Source organism: Euzebya pacifica (assembly GCF_003344865.1).
GTDB lineage: Bacteria > Actinomycetota > Nitriliruptoria > Euzebyales > Euzebyaceae > Euzebya > Euzebya pacifica.
This window is the reverse complement of the sequence record NZ_CP031165.1, coordinates 436161-453805: the sequence shown is the minus strand read 5'-3', so window position 1 is coordinate 453805 and position 17645 is coordinate 436161. Positions and strand designations below refer to the sequence as shown.

Here is a 17645-nt window from a genome sequence, read left to right as displayed (position 1 = left end):
GCGGGTCGGCGGCACGGTCGTCGAGAGCTGCGCGATGACCGCAGCGAGCTACGACAACCCCCACGACACCGACCCCGGACTGAGCGTCGGCCGGCTCGAGCAGTACAACGCCATCATCGTCCTGCCCCGCCAGCCCCTCCCGCCCGCCGCAGCGGTGGAGGTGTCGCTGACCACCGACCAAGGGCCCGTCGACTGGTCCTTCTCCACCCCGGTCGACGTCGTCGAGTTCGGTCCCGGCTTGCGGGCCGACCCGGGCGACGTGGCCCTCGTGGCCCAGCAGGACTCCGCCCGACAGGCTGCCATCGCCATGGCCGGCCAGCTGTTCGACCACCATCCCTTCGGCCACGCCGTCACGCCCTACCACCAGATCGTGCTGTGTCGGGAGGACGTCTTCGCCGACTGCCTGGCCGTCACGCCGGTGCTGTCGGAAGGCACGGCGCTCCTGTTCACCGAAGGCGGCCCCACGGGCATGCTGCCACCGGAGGTCGAGGCCGAGATCAACCGGCTCCGCGCCCTGGCCCCGGCGGAGAACGTGCCGATCCGCGTGATCGGCGGCGCCAACGCCATCAGCGAGGGCCAGGTCGCCAGGCTGCGCGAGCTGGGCGCCACCGTGGAGCGGATGTCGGGCGCGGGCCGCGTCGAGACCGCCATCGCCATCGCCTCATCCACGCTGTACCAGACCCCGGCGAGGGTGCTGCTCGCCCGTGACGGGGACTGGGCCGACGCGATCACCGTGGGCGCGTTCGCCGCGGCGACCACCACGCCGGTGCTGCTCAACCCCACCGACAGTCTGCACCCCGCTGTGGCCGAGTGGCTGGCGGGTATCCCCGGTGTCGAGGTGGTCGTGCTCGGTGGCACCGGAGCGATCAGCGACACCGTGGTGCAGCAGCTGCGCGACCGCGGCCACCCCGTCCGCCGCGTGTCGGGTCCGAGCCGCGTGGAGACCTCCGTCGCCATCGCCGAGCAGGTGTGGGGCCGGACGACCCTCCAGATCGGTGACACCGTGGCCATGGTGGACACCTTCGCCCCGAACGGCTGGCAGCCGACCCTCCTTGCCGCACAGCTGGCATCGCGCCGGCCGACCGTGCTGCTGTCGGGGACCGGTGAGGGGCTGCACCCGGCGGTGTCGAGCTACCTCGACCGTGCGGTCACGGCGTCCACGCCCGGCGTGCTGAGCGGCCCGACGACGGCCGGGCTGGCCGGTCCCCTGCGCGGCCACATCGGCTGACCCCGACGCCTCAGGTCGGGGCCGTCCCGGCCGATGGGTGAGACAACATCCGGGCAACCGGGGTTGCCGAGGCGTCCGTTTCTGGTCACGAGTGACTACGTACGCTGCGCCGAGGCGCGCCGCCTCCGCGCCGAAGTTCAACCCGGCGGGGGATAGTGGCGCGACGCGGTCGGCCACACGGTTGAGGCATGCAGACGACGCGCCCCACCGCCCCCGCCCACCACGACGACATGATTCGCACGAACATGCCCCTCGTCGGGTACGCGGTGAGCAGCATGGCCGCGCGGATCCCGCGTCACGTGCCCCGCGAGGACCTGATGTCGGCGGGGATGCTGGGCCTGACCCAGGCCGCGCAGGCCTACGACCCCTCCACCGGTGTCCCCTTCGACCGCTTCGCCCGCCTCCGCATCAAGGGCGCGCTGCTGGACGAGCTGCGATCCCGCGACTGGGCGTCCCGGTCGGTGCGACGCAACGCTCGCCGCATGCAGGCGGCGCGGGACACCTTCGTCTCCCGCGAGGGCCGCACGGCAAGCCTGGACGAGACCGCCGCCGAGATGGGTGTCGAGGTCGACGAGGCGCGCCACATGGTCGACGACGTGCACCGCGGCACGGTGCTCAACTACCAGGCGCTGACCGAGGACGGGGTCGACGACATGCTGCCGGCGCCCGACGCCACCCCCGAGGCCAACATCCTGGACCGTGAGCGCCGGGCGATCCTGCTGGACGCCATCGCCGTGCTGCCCGAGCGCCAGCAGGCCGTCATCAACGCCTACTTCTTCGAGGAGCGTCCGATGGCCGACATCGCCGACGAGATGGGCGTGACCGAGTCCCGCATCAGCCAGATCCGCGCGGAGGCCTTCGAGATGATCCGCGCGGCGATGGAGGCGACCCTGGAGGACACTCCCGCCCCGGTCGAGCAGCGGCCCAACGGACACGCGGCTCGCCGGCGTGCCAGCTACTACGCCGCAGTCGCCACGGCCTCCACGGTCGCCCAGCGCCTGGACCGCGTGCCGGCCATGGCCGCCTGACCCCGAACCGACGGACGACGTGACCTCCCGCCGCTGAGGGGCAGTATCGCGTCGCTGTCGCCATTGACCGGCGGTCCGCACGGGAGGAGGGTGGGCGTGTGGACCCACGCGACCTGGCGGTGCGCAACGCGACCTACGCGTTGTTCGTCGAGCGCGGTGCCGCGCCGACGCCGGGGCAGGTCGCCGAGGCGGTGGCTGGCCACGCCGTCGAGGAGGTCGAGGAGGCCTGGCGTCGGTTGCACGACGCGCACGCCCTGGTGCTGGTGGACCGCGACGGCCCTGCCGAGCTGCTGATGGCCAACCCGTTCGCGGCCCAGCCGACCAACTTCCGGGTGCAGGCGGACGGGCGCGAATGGGACGCCAACTGTGCGTGGGATGCCTTCGGCGTGTGCGCGGCCCTGGGGGTCGACGGGCGCATCGAGACGAGCTGCCCGGACTGCGGCGACGACCTGACGGTGGAGGTCCGGGACCAACGACCGGTCGACGACGACCTGCTGTTCCACTGCCTCGTGCCGGCCAGTCGCTGGTGGGACAACATCGCCTTCACCTGACTGACGATGGCCCCCTTCCGGTCGGAGGAGCACATCACCCGGTGGCTGGACGGCCGCCCGGCGGGCGCGACGACCAGCCTGTCGACCCTGTCCGCGCTGGCCCATGCCTGGTGGGGCGACCGTCTGTCGCCGGACTGGACACCCCGCAGCCGCGACGAGGGCCAGGCGATCCTCGACGGCCTGGGCCTGACCGACCCCCACTGGACCCTGCCCGGCGGGTGAGTCCGGGCCTCAGCCGGGACGGCCGCCGGGCTGGACGCGGACTCGGTCCAGGTAGGGCAGCAGCACCTCGTCGAGCACACCGGTTGCCCAGCCGACGGCACGATCGATGGCCGGCCCCGCGTCGTCGAGCGTCATCAGCGGCGCCGGGGCGACGATGGCGGCCTCGTCGGGGTTGGCGGCCAGCCATTCCTCCAGCGATGGGGCAGCCATGGCCCGGGTGATGATCTGCTGTCGCTCGGCTGCGCTCCACGACCCCGCGGCGAGGTCGTGCTCGCCCTCGAGCGTGGGATCGACGACCTGTGCCCGGACCGCTGCGGCGTCCCCATCCAGCAGGTCCTCACCGGGCCAGCGCGGCGCCGGCGCGAGCAGCCCGTCCGGGCCGAGCCGGGACCAACGCGCCTCGAGCTGGATGATGTCGGCATGATCGTGGACGACGAGCACGATCGCCGTCGAGCACCCGCTCGTGGGGTCGGCTCGCCACATCCGCCACCCGGGCGGCAGCGCGGCGACCGACGTCGGGACCTGTGCCCAGCCCGGGGGCCGACCCTGCAGGACCGCCCCGATCCGGCGGGTCAGCGCTTCTCGTATGGCTCGTTCCACCTGTGGTCCCCGCCTCCTGTACGCGTTGGGTGGAAGGCTGCCAGACATCCCACGCACTCGGGCGCAACGCGTGGTGCCACCTACCATCTGGCGGGTGCACATCGGTCAGACGGCCCTGCGGCGCAGGGCGTTGCTGAAGGCCACCGTCCTCGGTGCGGCCCTGGCCTGCTCGCCTGCGCAGTACCGGACGTTGCTTGCCGGCCCGGTCGCTCGCGGTGCGGGACCGTACGGGGCGCTGCTGGGACCCGACGCCAACGGGCTGCTGCTGCCGAAGGGTTTCCGGTCGCGGATCGTCGCGGTGTCCGGGCTGCGGGTCGGACTGGTGGACGGAGCGTCGCCGTACGTGTGGCACACCGCGCCCGACGGGGCGGCGTGCTTCCCCGAGGCCGACGGTGGGTGGCGCTACGTCAACAACTCCGAGGTCGGTGGGGGCCTGGGCGGGGTGGGCGGCATCCGCTTCGCCGCAGACGGCTCGCCCCTCGAGGCCTACTCGGTGCTGGAGGGGACCTCCCGCAACTGCGCCGGCGGCGTCACGCCGTGGGGCACGTGGTTGTCGTGTGAGGAGGCCGGCGACGGCGGACAGGTGTGGGAGTGCGCGCCGGACGGGTCGTGGGAGGGGGTGCCCCATCCCATGCTCGGCCTGTACAACCACGAGGCGGTGGCGGTCGACCCGGTCAACCAGCACCTGTTCCTGACCGAGGACGACCCCGGCGGGCTCTTCTACCGGTGGGTGATGGCCGAGGGTCGCTTCGACGACGCCATGGCGAGCGGCAGGATGCGTGCCGACGACCCGGAGGACGGGACGTTGCAGGCGGCCGTCATGGCCGAGGACGGGGCCGTGGAGTGGGTGGACGTGCCCGACCCGACGGCCACGCCCCTGCGCGACAGCGTCGACGCGACGCCGTTCGATGGTGGGGAGGGCATCTGGTACGACTCGGGCTTCGTCTACTTCACCACCAAGGGCGACACCCGCGTGTGGGTTCACGACATCGCCGGGCAGCGGATATCGGTGCTGTACGACGGTGTCGAGGACCCGGAGGGGGGACTGGCCGGCGTCGACAACGTCACCATCGCCCCGTCGGGTGACGTCCTGGTCGCCGAGGACGGCGGCAACATGGAGATCCGGATGATCACCGCCGACACCCGCGAGGTCGTGCCGCTGGTCCAGATGCCCGGTCCGGCGCACGAGGGCTCGGAGGTCACCGGCCCCTGCTTCTCCCCCGACGGCACCCGCCTGTACTTCTCCTCCCAACGCGCCGGCCTGGACGGTCCGGGCGAGGGCATCACCTACGAGGTGACCGGCCCCTTCCGCACCGAGCGGGTCGGCATCGCCGCGACCGCGACACCCAGCTGAGCAGACCGCTTCGCACCGAACCCATGACGCCGCCCCCTTCGCAAGGGGCGGCGTCGGTTCGTTCGGGTGAGTGGGTCAGAAGGCCGTGGACGTCGGCGGTGGCCCGAGTGGACGACCGCCGGGGCCGTCGTTGTAGGTCAGCCACTGCACCGAGGGCACCTGGCCGACACCGGGAACGGAGTAGTCGCACACGCCGTCGGGGAACGCCTGCTCGAGCACCAGCAGGTCGACCGGGGTGACGGGTGGGACCGCGCCGGCGTAGTCGGCCGGGTCGATCGGCTTGAGCGTGCACTTCAACACGTCGTGCGACAGCGGCATGCCCGCCTGGATGCGCGAGTCGGCGAAGACCTCCGGCGCGCATGCCGACAGGTCCTCCTGGTCACCGGAGCTCCAGCAGGAGTCCACGGCGATCGCCGGTCGGGTCTCCTTGACCGCGTCGGGGTCCAGGCCGGTGAGCGGGTCGATGCCGCCGTCCGCCTCCACCGCCGCCAGCCAGTCGTCCATCGTGTCCCAGGCCGTGCCCGACGGGCCGTTGTGCCAGATGACGTGGTTGTCCTCGTGGCCGATCCTCGCCATCCGCTCCTCGATGGCGTAGGCGTGGTACGGCGTGTGGATCTCCACGTTGAGGGACGCGGCGAAGTCGATGATGGCGGTACGGGCCAGGCCACGACCGTCGTTGAGCATGCTCGAGCGGTAGGCGATCTCCGCCGTCGCCGGGTCCATGGCGGTCCGCTCGACCTGGCGGATGCCGTCCATGTCGACCCCGCCCACCCGGGTGTTGAGGTCGAGGAACTGCTGCATGGTGATCTTGCCCGGGTCGGTCACCGGCAGGTTGAGGGCGGCCAGGCCGTACTGCACGCCGACGTTGTCCAGCGCCCGGTTGGCGAAGCCGTCGTCACCGCGACCCCACACGTTGACCTGGATGTCCTGGATGGTTGCCCGGCAGCCGTCGGACTGCACGACCGGGATGTAGTCGCGGGTCGGGTCGGGGGTGTTGGTCGTCGGCACGCCGGAGTCGGAGAAGCAGCCGTTGAAGGGGATGGAGCCGGGCGCGAACGTGCCGGTCCAGGCCGCGCAGGTGGACTGGGGTGGGCCGTGGCCGTCGACGGCTGCCTTCTGCAGCGGCGTCATCGGGCTGGCGGTGGCTTCGAGGACCACGCAGTCGTGGACCTCCATTGCGGTGGACCACACGTCGGGGAAGGTCGAGCCGGGCATCAGACCGTTGGTGATGCCGGGGTAGGCGTTGGAGACCTGCAGTTGGCCGATGGCGCCGCCGGAGCCGCCGGTGCTCATCGTGTAGCGGATGGGGCCGGCCGTCTCGACGACCCGCTCCTTGAGCATCAGCGCCGTCTCGGCGGACAGGACCGGGTTGCAGTGGTGGCCCAGCACGTTGAGGGAGGAGGTGGCGATCGCGAAGCCCTCGGCCAGGCGGGTTGCGTTGAGCACGCCGGGCATCGACCCCTGGGTGTAGTTGGTGTTGCAGCTGGCGCCGAAGGGGTAGTAGAGCTTGCGGTTCCAGCCGTCCTGCGGAGCGCGCGGGTCGGGGTCGCCCAGGGCCGGGTCGTGCAGGAACGCGAAGGCGTAGAGGCCGCGGTTGAGGCTGCCCCGCTCCCGGCGGACGATGTGGCGGACGGTGTCACCGCGGTCGGTGGTGATGGTGGCGACGTCGGTCGGGGGGTTGTCGACGTCGTAGGCCTGGTAGCTGGTACCGCCGGTCGCGACGTAGTGGTAGTCGACGATGCTGGGGGCGTTGCAGTGTTCGTCGGTGGGCTCGCCCAGGCCGTTCTCGGCGGTGCGGCAGTCCCACGGCTGCAGATGCGGCCCCGAGAAGACCGGGCCCTCGATGGGGTGGTTGGTGAGCGTCAGGGTTGCGCCGGATCCGTCCGGCTGGGTGGCGGTCAGCACGTTGTCGCCGACGGTCAGGCCGGTGACGAGGCCGAGGTAGCGGCCGTCGAGACCGGTCGCGAAGGCATCGGTGATGTCGGTGCCGTCGAGGTCGATCGCGGTGCCCGCCGGCGGGGTGGGCGTGATCTCGACCAGGACGTCACCGCCGGAGACGAGATCGGCCCGTGTGGAGAGCGTCGAGATAGTGAGCTCGGGCCCGGATGCCCCGACCGGGACGGCGAGGAGAAGCGTGGACAGCAAGGCGAGGACCGCGAAGATCCTCGGAACGATCGTGCGCATGTGTGCCCCTGTTCGGTTCGGCCGCACCCTCGGCTCGTCGGGGGCGACTCGTCGGCCCCTTCGTCGTGGGGCCGGCGTTCTCCTGCCGAGGAGGCTGACCTGGCCGAGGTGGAGACGCGGTCTCTGTTCCACGAAGGGAGTCGAGGCGAAGCCCTAGCAGTGGTAGAGAGCCGGGTCGGTGAGCACCGGCGGGATCAGGGCCCGCTGCGAGACCTTCGCCGGGGTAGGGTCCCCGCCGTGAACACGCACATCAGATGACCGGGCACGGCCCCGTCAGCGGTCGGGCCCACCGATGGTCATCCCCGATGACTCGCGACCCTCGAAGGAGCCGCCCGTGTTCTCCGTGCTCAAGCACCTCTCCATCACCATGCCCAACGACAGCCGCCTGGGCCGTCTGCCGCGCTTCTGGCGAGACGCCGATGACCAGTGGAACCGCTGGTACGGCCTGGAGGTCCCTGGCCTGATCGATATCAGCGTCTGCCCCGGCGAGCTGCGGGACGACCGCTGGTTCACGCTCGGCCAGTCCGACCGGACCCACCTCTGGTTTACCTCACCGGACTACGCCTTCAACGCCGGGGTCGCGTTCGCGGCCCTGCACATCGACCCCGAGCAGTGCGTCCACGACCAGCTCGACGAGCACGATCTCGGGTTGCTGAGGCCTCACCGTGTGCTGCAGCTGGCCGACTGGATCCAGCCCAACATCCTCGATGAGGACCACCCCGACTACCTGAGCCCCGAGTGCTGGCGGCGTCCGCTCGGGCCGGTCGGCTCCTGACCGAGGGATTCTTTCGAAGAGGGGATTCAAGACCTGTTGTATCTCGACCGTTGTTCTGCCCATGACCATGGACAACGGATCCCGCCTGGCTCGATCGCCGCCCCGGACAGGGAGCTCGCGAGATGGAAGCCGAGGCTGCGGCCGCCACCCCCGGATGGCTACGCGTTGTGCGAATGCTCTTCGGAGTGCATGACGACGAGCGGGCGTGGCGGCGCGGCGCCGAGGGAGAAGAAGCGGTTGGACGGAAGCTGGCGAAGCTGGGCGATGGTTGGACCGTGCTTCACGATCTGCCCCTCAACGCAAAGGGGTCGAACCTGGACCACCTCGTGATCGGCCCCGGCGGCGTCTTTGCGCTCAACACCAAGAAGGTGCGCGGCAAGATCTGGGTCGGTGAGCGAATGGTCATGATCAACGGCCAGCGCACCTCCTATCTCCGAACGGCCAGGTGGGAGGCCAGGACGGTGGCGAGCCTCCTGTCGACGGCCACGGGCCAGACAGTCGACGTCCGGTCAGCGCTGGTCTTCGTCGGTGGCGATCTGACGATCAAGCAGCGCCCAGCCGACGTTGGCGTCACGACGAACTGGACCATCAAGCGATGGCTTGAGTCCCATGGAACGGTTCTCGACCCGGAACGACTGGCGGAACTCCACCGCAGTGCGCGACTCGCACGGACGTGGCCCGCGCCGCCACTGACCAAGCACTGGTGAGACCGGTCCCTCCTGCGCGCCGTCATCCCTGACGAGGGCACCTTGGCATACTGCCTCGAGAGTTCTCGATCGCCGACCGAAGTGTGGCCGTGTCGATTGACGCCAGGAAGATGAGGCCATGTGCGCAGCAAACCGGTAGCCCGGCTTCCCCTTGAAGCTTCCACCCATCATCCGCGCCACATACGGTGATGGGGGTGGGTGGTGGCGTGCAGATGTGGACATTCGAGGATCGGAGGCCCTCGAACGATGAACTGTCGCGGCAGATGGGGCTACCTGCCGACGTCTTGTTCCTGACCGCAACCAAGCCGCAGGAGAAGGACCGACTCGGGCTCGCCGGCTCGGGACAGCACGATGGGGACGGCACGCCGCACGTGTGGTTCCCGGACGCCATGTCGCTGCTAGTGGATGGCCCCTACCTCACGACGACCGACCTTCGGGTCCTCGTTCGCAGGTACGCCAACCAGATCAGCGACATGGAGCGCTCGTGGCAGATCCGTCACGACGCCGGCCTGCTTGTCGAGGCCTTGGATGACGCCTGGCAGCGTGGGACAACCCCTGGCATCCCGGCGGACGAGCACATCGGCAAGGACCTCGCGAAGCTACTTGTGGACCTCCACCGTTGGATCATGTCGCACCCCGATCGCGGAACGCGGTTGCCACTTCCCAAGCTGCTCCGGACCACGATCGAGGCCTGGGACGGGTTGCCCAACGTCGTCGTCATGGAGGGCTTCACCTTCCTCACCCCCGTCCAGCGCCACCTGGTCAAGACCCACATGACCCGTGGCCAAGTGCACGTCGTGATGCGCCACCGCCAGCACGATGCGCTCTTCAAGGCCCTGGAGCACACGCACCGGAACTGGTGGCCCGCTTCCACCCGCAGGCTCGAGACGGTTCCCGTCAGTCCTGCAGGGATGGCCTCGCTCCGACGATCCTTCAAGCTGGGTGTTTCCGCTGCGCCAAGCCCCTTGGCATCCTGTCGCGGCTACCACCACCGCCATGCCGAGGTTGATGCTTGCCTGGATCGGATCGAGGCCCACATTGCCAGCGGCGGCAAGGCCGACGACATCGCCATCGTGACCCCGATGCGCGGCCAGTACGATCAGTTGCTTCGCGAGCAGGCCGAGCTTCGTGACCTGCCGGTTCAGATCGGCGTGCCTCCGCAACTGCTGCTGCTTACTCCAGTCGGCCGGTTCGTCCTGCTCCTCTACCAGGTGTGGGTCGACGGGGAGCTTTGTCTGGAACCGGCCCAGCTGGCGGAGATCATCGGTTCGGGCTGGCTGGGTGAGGCCGCTCAGGCATCGGCGACGACCCTACGCCTGCTCAGCGACCAGTGGTTCGACCGGTGCCGGACCGCTGACGAATGGCGCACGTCGCTCGGCCAGCTCGTTCGGGCTCCCGACGACGGGAGCACGGAGCGCCTCCCGACCTCGCTCGTCGGCCGCCGCAGCGAGCTGCCCAGCCTCTGGGCGGAGGCAATCGGCATCGTCAGCGGGCTGGCCGAACGACTCTTCGGCACCGGACCGCGGACAATCGGGGGCCACGTCCGACTGCTCCTCGAGCAGCTGGAGACGCTCAGCGGATCCCCGGACTTCTCCATCGAGCAGCAGATCATCGAGGAGGTGCGGCTGTCCCTGGAGGAAGCCGCGGACTCCGGAGGCATGGAGCTAGAGGCGGAGGAGTTCGGCGAGGTCTTGGTGGCGTTGTCACAGCGCTATCGGGAAGCCGAGGAGGCTGATGGAGTGGCGGAGGCCGCCCCCGAGGGACAAGTGTGGTTGACGACGCCAAAGGGGATCGACGTCGTGTCGCGACAGCTCGTGCTGGCGTTGGGCTTCGACGCGACCCAGGTGCCCCAACGGTTCACCCCGGGCTGGCCGATTCCCAGGGAGGACCTCGGGGTTCACCTCGACATCCAGCGCTACCTCTTCGGCACGTTGCTGTGGTCCGCCAGCCAGGAGCTGCACATCTCCTACGCAGAGAACACCAACCGCGGCCCCGTCTCGGCCTCGGTGTACCTCGACGCCGTTGCACCCGTGCAGCACACCCGTGCGCCTACGCCAAGCCCCCCGGCAACACCACCTCCTACCACCCCCGACCCAGGGGTGTGGCGGCGAGACGAGTACCTCCTTCCCCAGGTCGCCGTCTACGGGCTCTGCCCCTACCGGTACCGAGCCGAGATGCTTGATGAACGAGCCGGTGTCATGAGCGACGAATTCCACCTGCGTGTCATCGCTGAGGTCGCCCTGCTGGAAACGACGTTCGACAACGCAGCATCGGCGAGGCCGGTGGACGACATGGCCGGACTCCGTGCCCTGCTGCGCGAGTGCTACGTCACGGCCAGAGGGGCGCTACGCGACGCTTTCCCCGGTCTCAGCGAAGCCTCGTGGAGGGTCATCACCGAACGAACCGGCGAGAACATGACTTACCTGCTCGACACGCGACTCAGTCACGTCACAGACGGGCCGCTGTCGGTGGAGCAGGCATGGTCTCGGGCCGATGTTCTCCGGGACGGTGACCACCGGATCCGGCTCAAGACAACCGTCAAGCACATGCTCCAGACCCCAAGCGGCCGCTACTTCCTGCACGAACCCCTGGTGCTCCGCCATTTCTCCTACCCGGAGAAGTACACCGAGAACGTGGACCTCGAGCTTGTCGAACGGCAGGACGCAAGCGTGTTCAGGACACGAGGTGACGCGCTCCGCTTCATCGCCGACGGCGAACGCCTCCTCAACAGGGGCAACCCGTCGGGCGACGACGTGGACCGGATCCGCGACCTCGCGTCGCAGCTGATCCTGTCGATCGAGCGAAAGGCGTTCCCGAAGAACCCTGGGGACCACTGCGCCCACTGTCCCGCCCTCACGACGTGCCTTGGGAGGGAGTCGCGATGACGTTGAGAGGATTCCGGGAGGTCAACGAGCAGCAGTCCAACATCGTGGACAGCGTTCTCGGCAACAAGGTCACGATCGCAACCGCCGGCGCAGGGTCCGGGAAGACCTACACCATGATCGCCACCGTCATGGAGCTCCTGAGGCCGCCGGGTGGGACGCATCTAGCGTTCACGGCCGACCAACTCGCGCTCGTGACGTTCACGGTCGAAGCCGCGGAGCAGCTTCGGGCGGAAACCGACGAGGCCATCTTCGCCGCGTTGACGAAGGACCCCACCAACCGCGATCACTGGTGGGAGCAGCGCGAGCGGCTGCCCTCGGCGTTCATCGGTACGATCCACTCGTTCGCGCATCAGCTTCTCAAGGACTTCGGGCATGACAGCACCGTCCCGAGGTCTTCCACCCTGAACAGCAGCGGCACCGCTCGTCGGGAGGCCATCGCGGACGCACTCGAGGTGGCGTTCGCCGGGCACCCGAGCATGACGACGTTGCTGGAGGTGGACCTCCCCGAGTACCGCCTGGTCAAGGAGGCGGAGAACGTCCTCGACCACTTGTCCAGGGTCGGGATCGACCCGGAGTCGGTTGCTGCGGCAACCGACCACGCGGGCGCCCATGAGGTGACCCGTGCGTTCGTGCGTTGGCTGGTGGCGTCCGACCACGCGCACACCAACGACAAGGTCCGACGGGGCTCTGTGGATGTCGATGACCTGCTGCTGCGCTTGGTCTCGGCGTTCCGCGCCGATCCCGATGGCGCGTCCAAGGCCGCCCGGCAGCATCCGGTTCTGTTCGTCGATGAGTTCCAGGACACCGACCGCGTGCAGATCGACGTCATAGAGCGGCTGCTTACCGACCTCCAGAAGCTTCTGGTCGTCGGCGACGTGAAGCAGTCGATCTACGGCTTCCGTGCCGCCGACGCCAAGCTCCTCCACCAGCTCGCGAAGCGGCTGAGCGTCAAGCCCCTCCCCCTCCACGTCAGCCGGCGTCCCAGCAGGGAACTGCTCGACGCCCAGAACGCCTTGTTCTCCCGCATCGGGACCCGATACACCGATCTGGATGAGAAGCTCCTCGCCTACGACGGCAGCCCGACGTCACCAACCACGCTGGCTCCGCTCGTTGTTGACCAGTCAGGCTGGGACGATGTCCCTGCCAACCTCGGGACATGGGTCAAGGAGCTGCTCGGCACGCCGTCCGTCCTTCCCAACCCTATGTTCCTCGAACCTGCCGACCTCGTCGTCCTCTGCCGGACGAACTCCCAAGCTGACCAAGCCGTCGCGGAGCTCACCAGCGAGCTCGCCGGCGTGGCTGAGGTCCGCCGCAGCCGCGGGGAGTCCTTCTTCGAGCAACCGGAGGTGGTGGCCACGCTGCAGGTGCTGGAGATGCTGCTCAGACCCGGCGACGATGCCACGCTGGCCATCGCTCTGGACTCGATGTACTTCACCGACATCGACGCCAGATCGGAGATCGCCCGCCTCGTGCAGTACGGCAAGGACCGCGGCAGCCCGCTCACCGACTGGCTCATCGACCATCACCCCGACACGATGGCGTGGATCACGACCTGCCGGCGCACCGCCCGCTCCGACTCGGCCCCCCAAGTGCTCGCCCGCCTCTATGAGACCTCCGGAGTGCTCGACCGTCTGCGCGCGGAGGGGCGGACCGACTCGGCGCTGGTCCTGGAGGATCTCCGGGAGGACGCCAGGAACGTCTTCAAGCGGGAGCAAGCGCTGACTCTTGACGCCTTCGTCGAATGGCTGAGGATCGCCGTCCTCAACGGGTTCCCGTCCCCACGGGACCGGCGCGGCGACCGGCGACCTCCCTACGTCCGCGTCATGACGATCCACCAATCGAAGGGAATGCAGTACCCGGTGGTGTTCATACCCTGGATCAACCGTGCGTTGGCGTCGGCCGCGACGGACCCGCACTACCTGATCGGGGACGACGACCGTCTTGACCTCAACCTGCCGCTCCGGGACGGCGGGACCACCCGGTCAGCCGAATGGGATCGGATGCTGACACGCAACCGTCGTGCGCTGCTGGAGGAGGAGATGCGACTGCTCTACGTCGCAGTCACCAGGGCGCAGCAGCAGGTGATTCTTCTCGGGGGGCGCACGCAGCCGAGCCCGCCGGTCCCAGCCCACCACGACAAGTACTCCTGGCTGGATGAGATCGTGCATTCGCTGGAGGACGGCATCCCATCTGGCGTCCACATGGTGGCGGGCGGTCCCGGCACAGCCGAGATCGCGGCCCTGCGGAGGGCGTCGAAGCCCGAGGGCGCGACCCTATGACCGGACGCAACGGTTCGTGGACGCGTTCGCGCGTCCAGACGTGGCCAAGCATCCTGCGATCGCTCGCCTCGCTGCACGGTCAGCCCGCTCGATCGCCGCTGCCGTTGGGGAACCACGCAGACCCCAACGACGAGGCGGTGTTCATCCAGCTGACATACATGACCCGCAGCCAGCGCACCGTCGAGGCCGCGTTCGATGATCTGCGAGCGCTGGCGCCGACAAGCTGGACCGAGCTAGCGGACGCGGATCCGCGACGGGTCGCGGATGCGGTGCGACCGCTCGGGCTGATCACCCGAAGGACCGAGAACCTGATGTCGTTCGGGGCCCAGATGGCGGACCGTCACGGCGGTGATCTCATGACGCTCGACGACCTCGCCGACGCCGACCTGCTCAAGGAGCTGATGGCGCTTCCCGGGCTGGGCCCCAAGGGTGCCCGGTGCGTCGCTGCCTACAGCTTCGGCCGGGACGTCATGGCCGTCGACGTCCACGTCCTTCGGGTCGCCAAGCGGCTGGGGATGCTGGAACCAAGCATGACGTGGGCGCGGGCCACACGACTCATCGAGGAGGGGGTGCCCGCCGGTCTGCGCTACGACGCCCACGTCCTGCTGGTGCAGCACGGCCGCGAGGTCTGCACCCAGCGGGCCCCGGCATGTCACGCGTGCCCGCTGGTGGGCCGGTGCCCATCAGCGTTCATCGCTTCCGATCGCCGCGCCGACTACGTTCCGGAGCTCCGGCATGGCACGAACGGCAAGGGAGGGAACTGAGGAGCCGCTCAGGCATCTGTCGCTGACGCTCTGGCGAACCGCACGCGCTCTTGGGTGAGGCTCACGTCCCCGACGCGCCAACCCGCCTGGACCCAGGCCCGAGCCTGGACGTGACGCCCGTCTGCCTCGTTGGCCCACCACGCGCGATGTCGACGAGCAGAGGCGGGCAGCCCGCCGACGAGGTGGTCGATCTCGTCGAACGTCATGGACACCGGCGACGCAGCGTGACGCAGATAGTCAGCCAGCAGCCCGTACTTGCCCATGGCAGGACCCTACGCTTGCCAGCCCTCGCTGCGCACGGTGGCGTAGGCGTTGTGCGAATGGATGCTCTCGTCGTTGACGACGCAGACCTCGTATCCCGCGATCCGCGGGTCCTCCTCCATCGCGATCGCCACGTCGCGTGCGAGGTCCTCGACGAACCGCGGGTTGTCGTAGCCAGCCATGGTGACGTGTCGTTCGTCGGGTCGCTTGATGACCGAGTACACGGGCGAGGACGATTTCGCGTCGGCGAGCTCGATGAGCTCCTCGATCCAGACCAGCTCGGGCTGGCCCGACAGGTCGACGGCCAGGTCGATGGTCATCCGTACCGTGCCGCGCTGGTTGTGAGCACCGTAGTCGGAGATGTCGCGGCTGCAGGGGCAGACCGTGGTGACCGGTGCCTCGACGGTCAGGCGGAACCGGACGTCGCCGTCGTGGTCGCGGATGTCGAACTCGCAGTCGTGGTCGACGATCCCTCCCGCACCGGTGACCGGGGCCGCCTTCATCACGAAGTAGGGGAAGCGAACGCGCGCGCGAACATCGGTTGCTCCCAACCGCCGCCGGAGGTCGCTGGCCAGGTGCGCCATCGTGAAGAGGGTGAATGCACCGTCGTGGGCGTTGAGCGCTTCGAGGAAGCGGGACATGTGCGTCCCCTTGACCTCCGCGGGCACGTCGACACCCATGGAGAGCGTGCCGACGGTCGCCTGTCGCTCGCGCTCGCGGTCCAGGACGGTGATCGGGAAGCGAACGTCGCTGACGCCGACCTCGTCGAGGCGGACACCCCGAGAATCAGGGCGACCCTGGACGTCTTCGATCGCCGCACCCACGACTGCCTCTCTAGCCACCGGTGCAGCAGCACGTGAGGCGGAGGACAGGGTGTTGCCCGTCCTGGCGGACCCCGGCAGGAAGATCGCGGAGGAGTCAGGAGTTTCGGCCACTTCCACCGCCGCCACCTGGACGTCGTCGGCGAGCGGTCCTCCGGCGTCGATCTCCGCCGCGATCCATGCCGCGAGCCGTTCGGCCGTCGGGTTCTCCAGACCAGGAAGCTCGTTGAGCATGTGGTGGTCCAGGCGTTCCTCGATCGGCTTCCATCGGGCCTTCAGATCACCGAAGTCCACGATCCACGCCGCGTGCTCGTCGACGGGCCCGCGGAGGAAGATCTTGACCTGGTAGGTGTGCCCGTGGACACGTCCGCACTTGTGCCCTTCCGGCACGTTGGGGAGCATGTGGGCCGAGTCGAACGTGAACCGCTTGGCGATCAGCGTCGTGCCGGTCGGCAGAGACCGTTCGAGGTCCAACAGCACGGAGGTCGTGGTGGTGTCCTGGCTCATGACGGGTCCTTTATGGGATGCCCAGCAGCTTGTGGGTCTGCAGGCTGAGGGTCCAGAGTGGGTGGCGTCGGCAGTACTCGACGGTGCGCTTGGTGTTGTCGACCGCGTCGGGGCCGTCCATGGGCTGCAGGTAGAAGTGGTCGAAGTCGAGGTCGACGAACTGCGCCGGGTCGCCGGCGACCTGCGGGTACACGAGCTTCAGCTCGCTGCCGGACGTCTGGACCAAGGTGGATCCCAGCTTGGGGCTGACCGTGAGCCAGTCGATGCCGGGAGGCGCCTCGATCGTGCCGTTGGTCTCGACCGCGATCGTGAAGCCCTCGGAATGGAGGGCGTCGATCAGCGGGGGGTCGAGCTGAAGCAGGGGTTCACCGCCGGTGCAGACGACGTAGCGGCGCCCGGCGGGGTCGTCGTCGACGGTCCACAGGCTGGCGACGTGCGTCGCGAGCTCGACGGGGTCGGCGAAGCTACCGCCGCCTTCGCCGTCGGTCCCGACGAAGTCGGTGTCGCAGAACTTGCAGATCGCTGACGCACGGCCGTCCTCTCGTCCGGACCAGAGGTTGCAGCCCGCGAACCGGAGGAACACTGCGGCCCGGCCTGCGTGTGCGCCCTCGCCCTGAAGGGTGTGGAAGGCCTCCTTGACCGCGTAGGTCACGACCCGCTCCCCCGGGCGAGCACCTCGAAGGCGTAGTCAGGGTCGGCGTACTCCGTCGGGTCCTCGACACCGGCGTCACGGAAGGCCTCGCGCCGCTCCACACACGTGCCGCACCGACCGCAGTGGACCGCGCCACCCTCGTAGCAGGACCACGTGTCGGTCCAGTCCACGCCGAGGACGTCACCGAGCCTGCAGATGTCGGTCTTGGACTGGTGCACGAAGGGTGCGACGAGCTCGACCTGGCCGAAGCCCTCGTTGCCGGTCTTGAGCGCCACGCCGAGCTGGTCGACGAAGGCCGGACGACAGTCGGGATACACGAAATGGTCACCGGCGTGCACGCCGACCTGGACGGTCGTGGCTCCCCGAGCGACAGCGATCCCGTAGGCGACGGAGATCAAGATGGCGTTCCGGTTGGGAACGACCGTGACGGCCATGTTGTCCTCGGCGTAGTGGCCGTGAGGCACATCGACGTCGGTGTCGGTGAGCGCGGAGGACAGCGCCTCGCCGATCGGCAGGGAGACCACGTCGTGTCGACAGCCGAGCTTGTCGGCCGTCCGTGCCGCGAACTCCAGCTCGGTCCGGTGCCGCTGGCCGTAGTCGACTGAGACGAGGTCGACCTTTTCGTTCAGGCCCTTCGAGAGGTGCGCGAGCACCGTCGAGTCCATGCCGCCGCTCAGCACCGTTACCGCGTAGCTCATGTTGTCCACACCCCTTGATCGTTTGCGCTGCTTGCCTGTCACACCGCCTGGTTAGGTTCCCGGGACGGCGTTGAGGCGAGGCTAGCCGCAGTTTCTGAACGTGTCCAGAGCTTGTAACTACACGCGGGT

16 protein-coding genes are annotated in these 17645 nt (G+C 69.0%); 10 read left to right on the top strand and 6 right to left on the bottom strand.

The features are described from left to right. The first annotated feature begins 34 nt into the window (after nucleotides 1-34). The 4 genes from DVS28_RS01785 (at nucleotide 35) to DVS28_RS01770 (ending at nucleotide 3029) form a co-directional block, all read left to right on the top strand. A complete protein-coding gene (locus tag DVS28_RS01785) occupies nucleotides 35-1228 on the top strand; it encodes a cell wall-binding repeat-containing protein (protein ID WP_164709812.1) in 1194 nt (397 codons plus the stop codon). Between the two features lie 188 nt (nucleotides 1229-1416). Next, nucleotides 1417-2256 (top strand): sigma-70 family RNA polymerase sigma factor, encoded by an 840-nt coding sequence (locus DVS28_RS01780; RefSeq protein ID WP_114589925.1) that lies wholly within the window; start codon nucleotides 1417-1419, stop codon nucleotides 2254-2256. A gap of 98 nt (nucleotides 2257-2354) precedes the next feature. Beyond that, nucleotides 2355-2807: an organomercurial lyase gene (gene merB, locus DVS28_RS01775; RefSeq protein ID WP_114589924.1), complete on the top strand. Its 453-nt coding sequence runs from the start codon at nucleotides 2355-2357 to the stop codon at nucleotides 2805-2807. 6 nt (nucleotides 2808-2813) lie between these two features. After that, nucleotides 2814-3029 (top strand): hypothetical protein, encoded by a 216-nt coding sequence (locus DVS28_RS01770; protein ID WP_114589923.1) that lies wholly within the window; start codon nucleotides 2814-2816, stop codon nucleotides 3027-3029. A gap of 9 nt (nucleotides 3030-3038) precedes the next feature. Here the strand turns inward: DVS28_RS01770 and DVS28_RS01765 are convergent, their stop codons facing one another. After that, nucleotides 3039-3629 (bottom strand): hypothetical protein, encoded by a 591-nt coding sequence (locus tag DVS28_RS01765; RefSeq protein ID WP_164709811.1) that lies wholly within the window; start codon nucleotides 3627-3629, stop codon nucleotides 3039-3041. Between the two features lie 94 nt (nucleotides 3630-3723). Here DVS28_RS01765 and DVS28_RS01760 point away from each other — a divergent pair, with 94 nt between their 5' ends. Next, nucleotides 3724-4983, top strand: coding sequence for an alkaline phosphatase PhoX (locus tag DVS28_RS01760; RefSeq protein ID WP_216826331.1), 1260 nt, complete (start codon nucleotides 3724-3726; stop codon nucleotides 4981-4983). Nucleotides 4984-5058: 75 nt separating this feature from the next. On the opposite strand, the gene DVS28_RS01755 is transcribed toward DVS28_RS01760, so the two are convergent. Continuing rightward, complete coding sequence (locus tag DVS28_RS01755) at nucleotides 5059-7167, bottom strand: DUF6351 family protein (protein WP_114589921.1); 2109 nt, start codon at nucleotides 7165-7167, stop codon at nucleotides 5059-5061. A gap of 334 nt (nucleotides 7168-7501) precedes the next feature. Between DVS28_RS01755 and DVS28_RS01750 the strand changes: the two genes are divergently transcribed. The 5 genes from DVS28_RS01750 (at nucleotide 7502) to DVS28_RS01730 (ending at nucleotide 14577) form a co-directional block, all read left to right on the top strand. Continuing rightward, on the top strand, nucleotides 7502-7942 hold the full coding sequence (locus tag DVS28_RS01750; RefSeq protein ID WP_164709810.1) for a hypothetical protein: 441 nt from the start codon (nucleotides 7502-7504) through the stop codon (nucleotides 7940-7942). A 122-nt stretch (nucleotides 7943-8064) separates the two neighbouring features. After that, nucleotides 8065-8649, top strand: a complete 585-nt coding sequence (locus DVS28_RS01745; RefSeq protein WP_114589919.1) for a nuclease-related domain-containing protein — start codon at nucleotides 8065-8067, stop codon at nucleotides 8647-8649. A gap of 284 nt (nucleotides 8650-8933) precedes the next feature. Continuing rightward, nucleotides 8934-11534, top strand: coding sequence for a PD-(D/E)XK nuclease family protein (locus tag DVS28_RS01740; protein ID WP_216826330.1), 2601 nt, complete (start codon nucleotides 8934-8936; stop codon nucleotides 11532-11534). Beyond that, on the top strand, nucleotides 11531-13813 hold the full coding sequence (locus DVS28_RS01735) for a UvrD-helicase domain-containing protein (protein WP_114589917.1): 2283 nt from the start codon (nucleotides 11531-11533) through the stop codon (nucleotides 13811-13813). Before DVS28_RS01740 ends, DVS28_RS01735 begins: the two co-directional genes overlap by 4 nt. Beyond that, nucleotides 13810-14577, top strand: coding sequence for an endonuclease III domain-containing protein (locus DVS28_RS01730; protein WP_114589916.1), 768 nt, complete (start codon nucleotides 13810-13812; stop codon nucleotides 14575-14577). Before DVS28_RS01735 ends, DVS28_RS01730 begins: the two co-directional genes overlap by 4 nt. An 8-nt stretch (nucleotides 14578-14585) precedes the next feature. On the opposite strand, the gene DVS28_RS01725 is transcribed toward DVS28_RS01730, so the two are convergent. From DVS28_RS01725 to queC, 4 genes are read right to left on the bottom strand one after another with little or no spacing between them, the layout of a single operon-like run. Continuing rightward, on the bottom strand, nucleotides 14586-14840 hold the full coding sequence (locus DVS28_RS01725) for a DUF7662 domain-containing protein (RefSeq protein WP_114589915.1): 255 nt from the start codon (nucleotides 14838-14840) through the stop codon (nucleotides 14586-14588). A gap of 9 nt (nucleotides 14841-14849) precedes the next feature. Further along, complete coding sequence (gene folE2 / locus DVS28_RS01720) at nucleotides 14850-16166, bottom strand: GTP cyclohydrolase FolE2 (RefSeq protein WP_114589914.1); 1317 nt, start codon at nucleotides 16164-16166, stop codon at nucleotides 14850-14852. A 10-nt stretch (nucleotides 16167-16176) separates the two neighbouring features. Then, nucleotides 16177-16818: a 7-carboxy-7-deazaguanine synthase gene (queE, locus tag DVS28_RS01715; RefSeq protein ID WP_114589913.1), complete on the bottom strand. Its 642-nt coding sequence runs from the start codon at nucleotides 16816-16818 to the stop codon at nucleotides 16177-16179. After that, nucleotides 16815-17516 carry a 7-cyano-7-deazaguanine synthase QueC gene (queC, locus tag DVS28_RS01710; RefSeq protein ID WP_114593934.1) on the bottom strand — a complete coding sequence of 234 codons (702 nt, stop codon included), beginning with the start codon at nucleotides 17514-17516 and terminating at the stop codon, nucleotides 16815-16817. The genes queE and queC overlap by 4 nt, the downstream gene beginning before the upstream one ends. Nucleotides 17517-17645: the final 129 nt, after the last annotated feature.

What these genes read in the sequence shown, in the direction of transcription:
- DVS28_RS01770 (WP_114589923.1), top strand. Translation starts at nt 2,814, where the DNA reads ATGGCCCCCTTCCGGTCGGAGGAGCACATCACCCGGTGGCTGGACGGC.
- DVS28_RS01745 (WP_114589919.1), top strand. Translation starts at nt 8,065, where the DNA reads ATGGAAGCCGAGGCTGCGGCCGCCACCCCCGGATGGCTACGCGTTGTG.
- DVS28_RS01725 (WP_114589915.1), bottom strand. Translation starts at nt 14,840, where the DNA reads ATGGGCAAGTACGGGCTGCTGGCTGACTATCTGCGTCACGCTGCGTCG.
- DVS28_RS01755 (WP_114589921.1), bottom strand. Translation starts at nt 7,167, where the DNA reads ATGCGCACGATCGTTCCGAGGATCTTCGCGGTCCTCGCCTTGCTGTCC.
- queC (WP_114593934.1), bottom strand. Translation starts at nt 17,516, where the DNA reads ATGAGCTACGCGGTAACGGTGCTGAGCGGCGGCATGGACTCGACGGTG.
- DVS28_RS01785 (WP_164709812.1), top strand. Translation starts at nt 35, where the DNA reads ATGACCGCAGCGAGCTACGACAACCCCCACGACACCGACCCCGGACTG.
- folE2 (WP_114589914.1), bottom strand. Translation starts at nt 16,166, where the DNA reads ATGAGCCAGGACACCACCACGACCTCCGTGCTGTTGGACCTCGAACGG.
- DVS28_RS01730 (WP_114589916.1), top strand. Translation starts at nt 13,810, where the DNA reads ATGACCGGACGCAACGGTTCGTGGACGCGTTCGCGCGTCCAGACGTGG.
- DVS28_RS01735 (WP_114589917.1), top strand. Translation starts at nt 11,531, where the DNA reads ATGACGTTGAGAGGATTCCGGGAGGTCAACGAGCAGCAGTCCAACATC.
- DVS28_RS01780 (WP_114589925.1), top strand. Translation starts at nt 1,417, where the DNA reads ATGCAGACGACGCGCCCCACCGCCCCCGCCCACCACGACGACATGATT.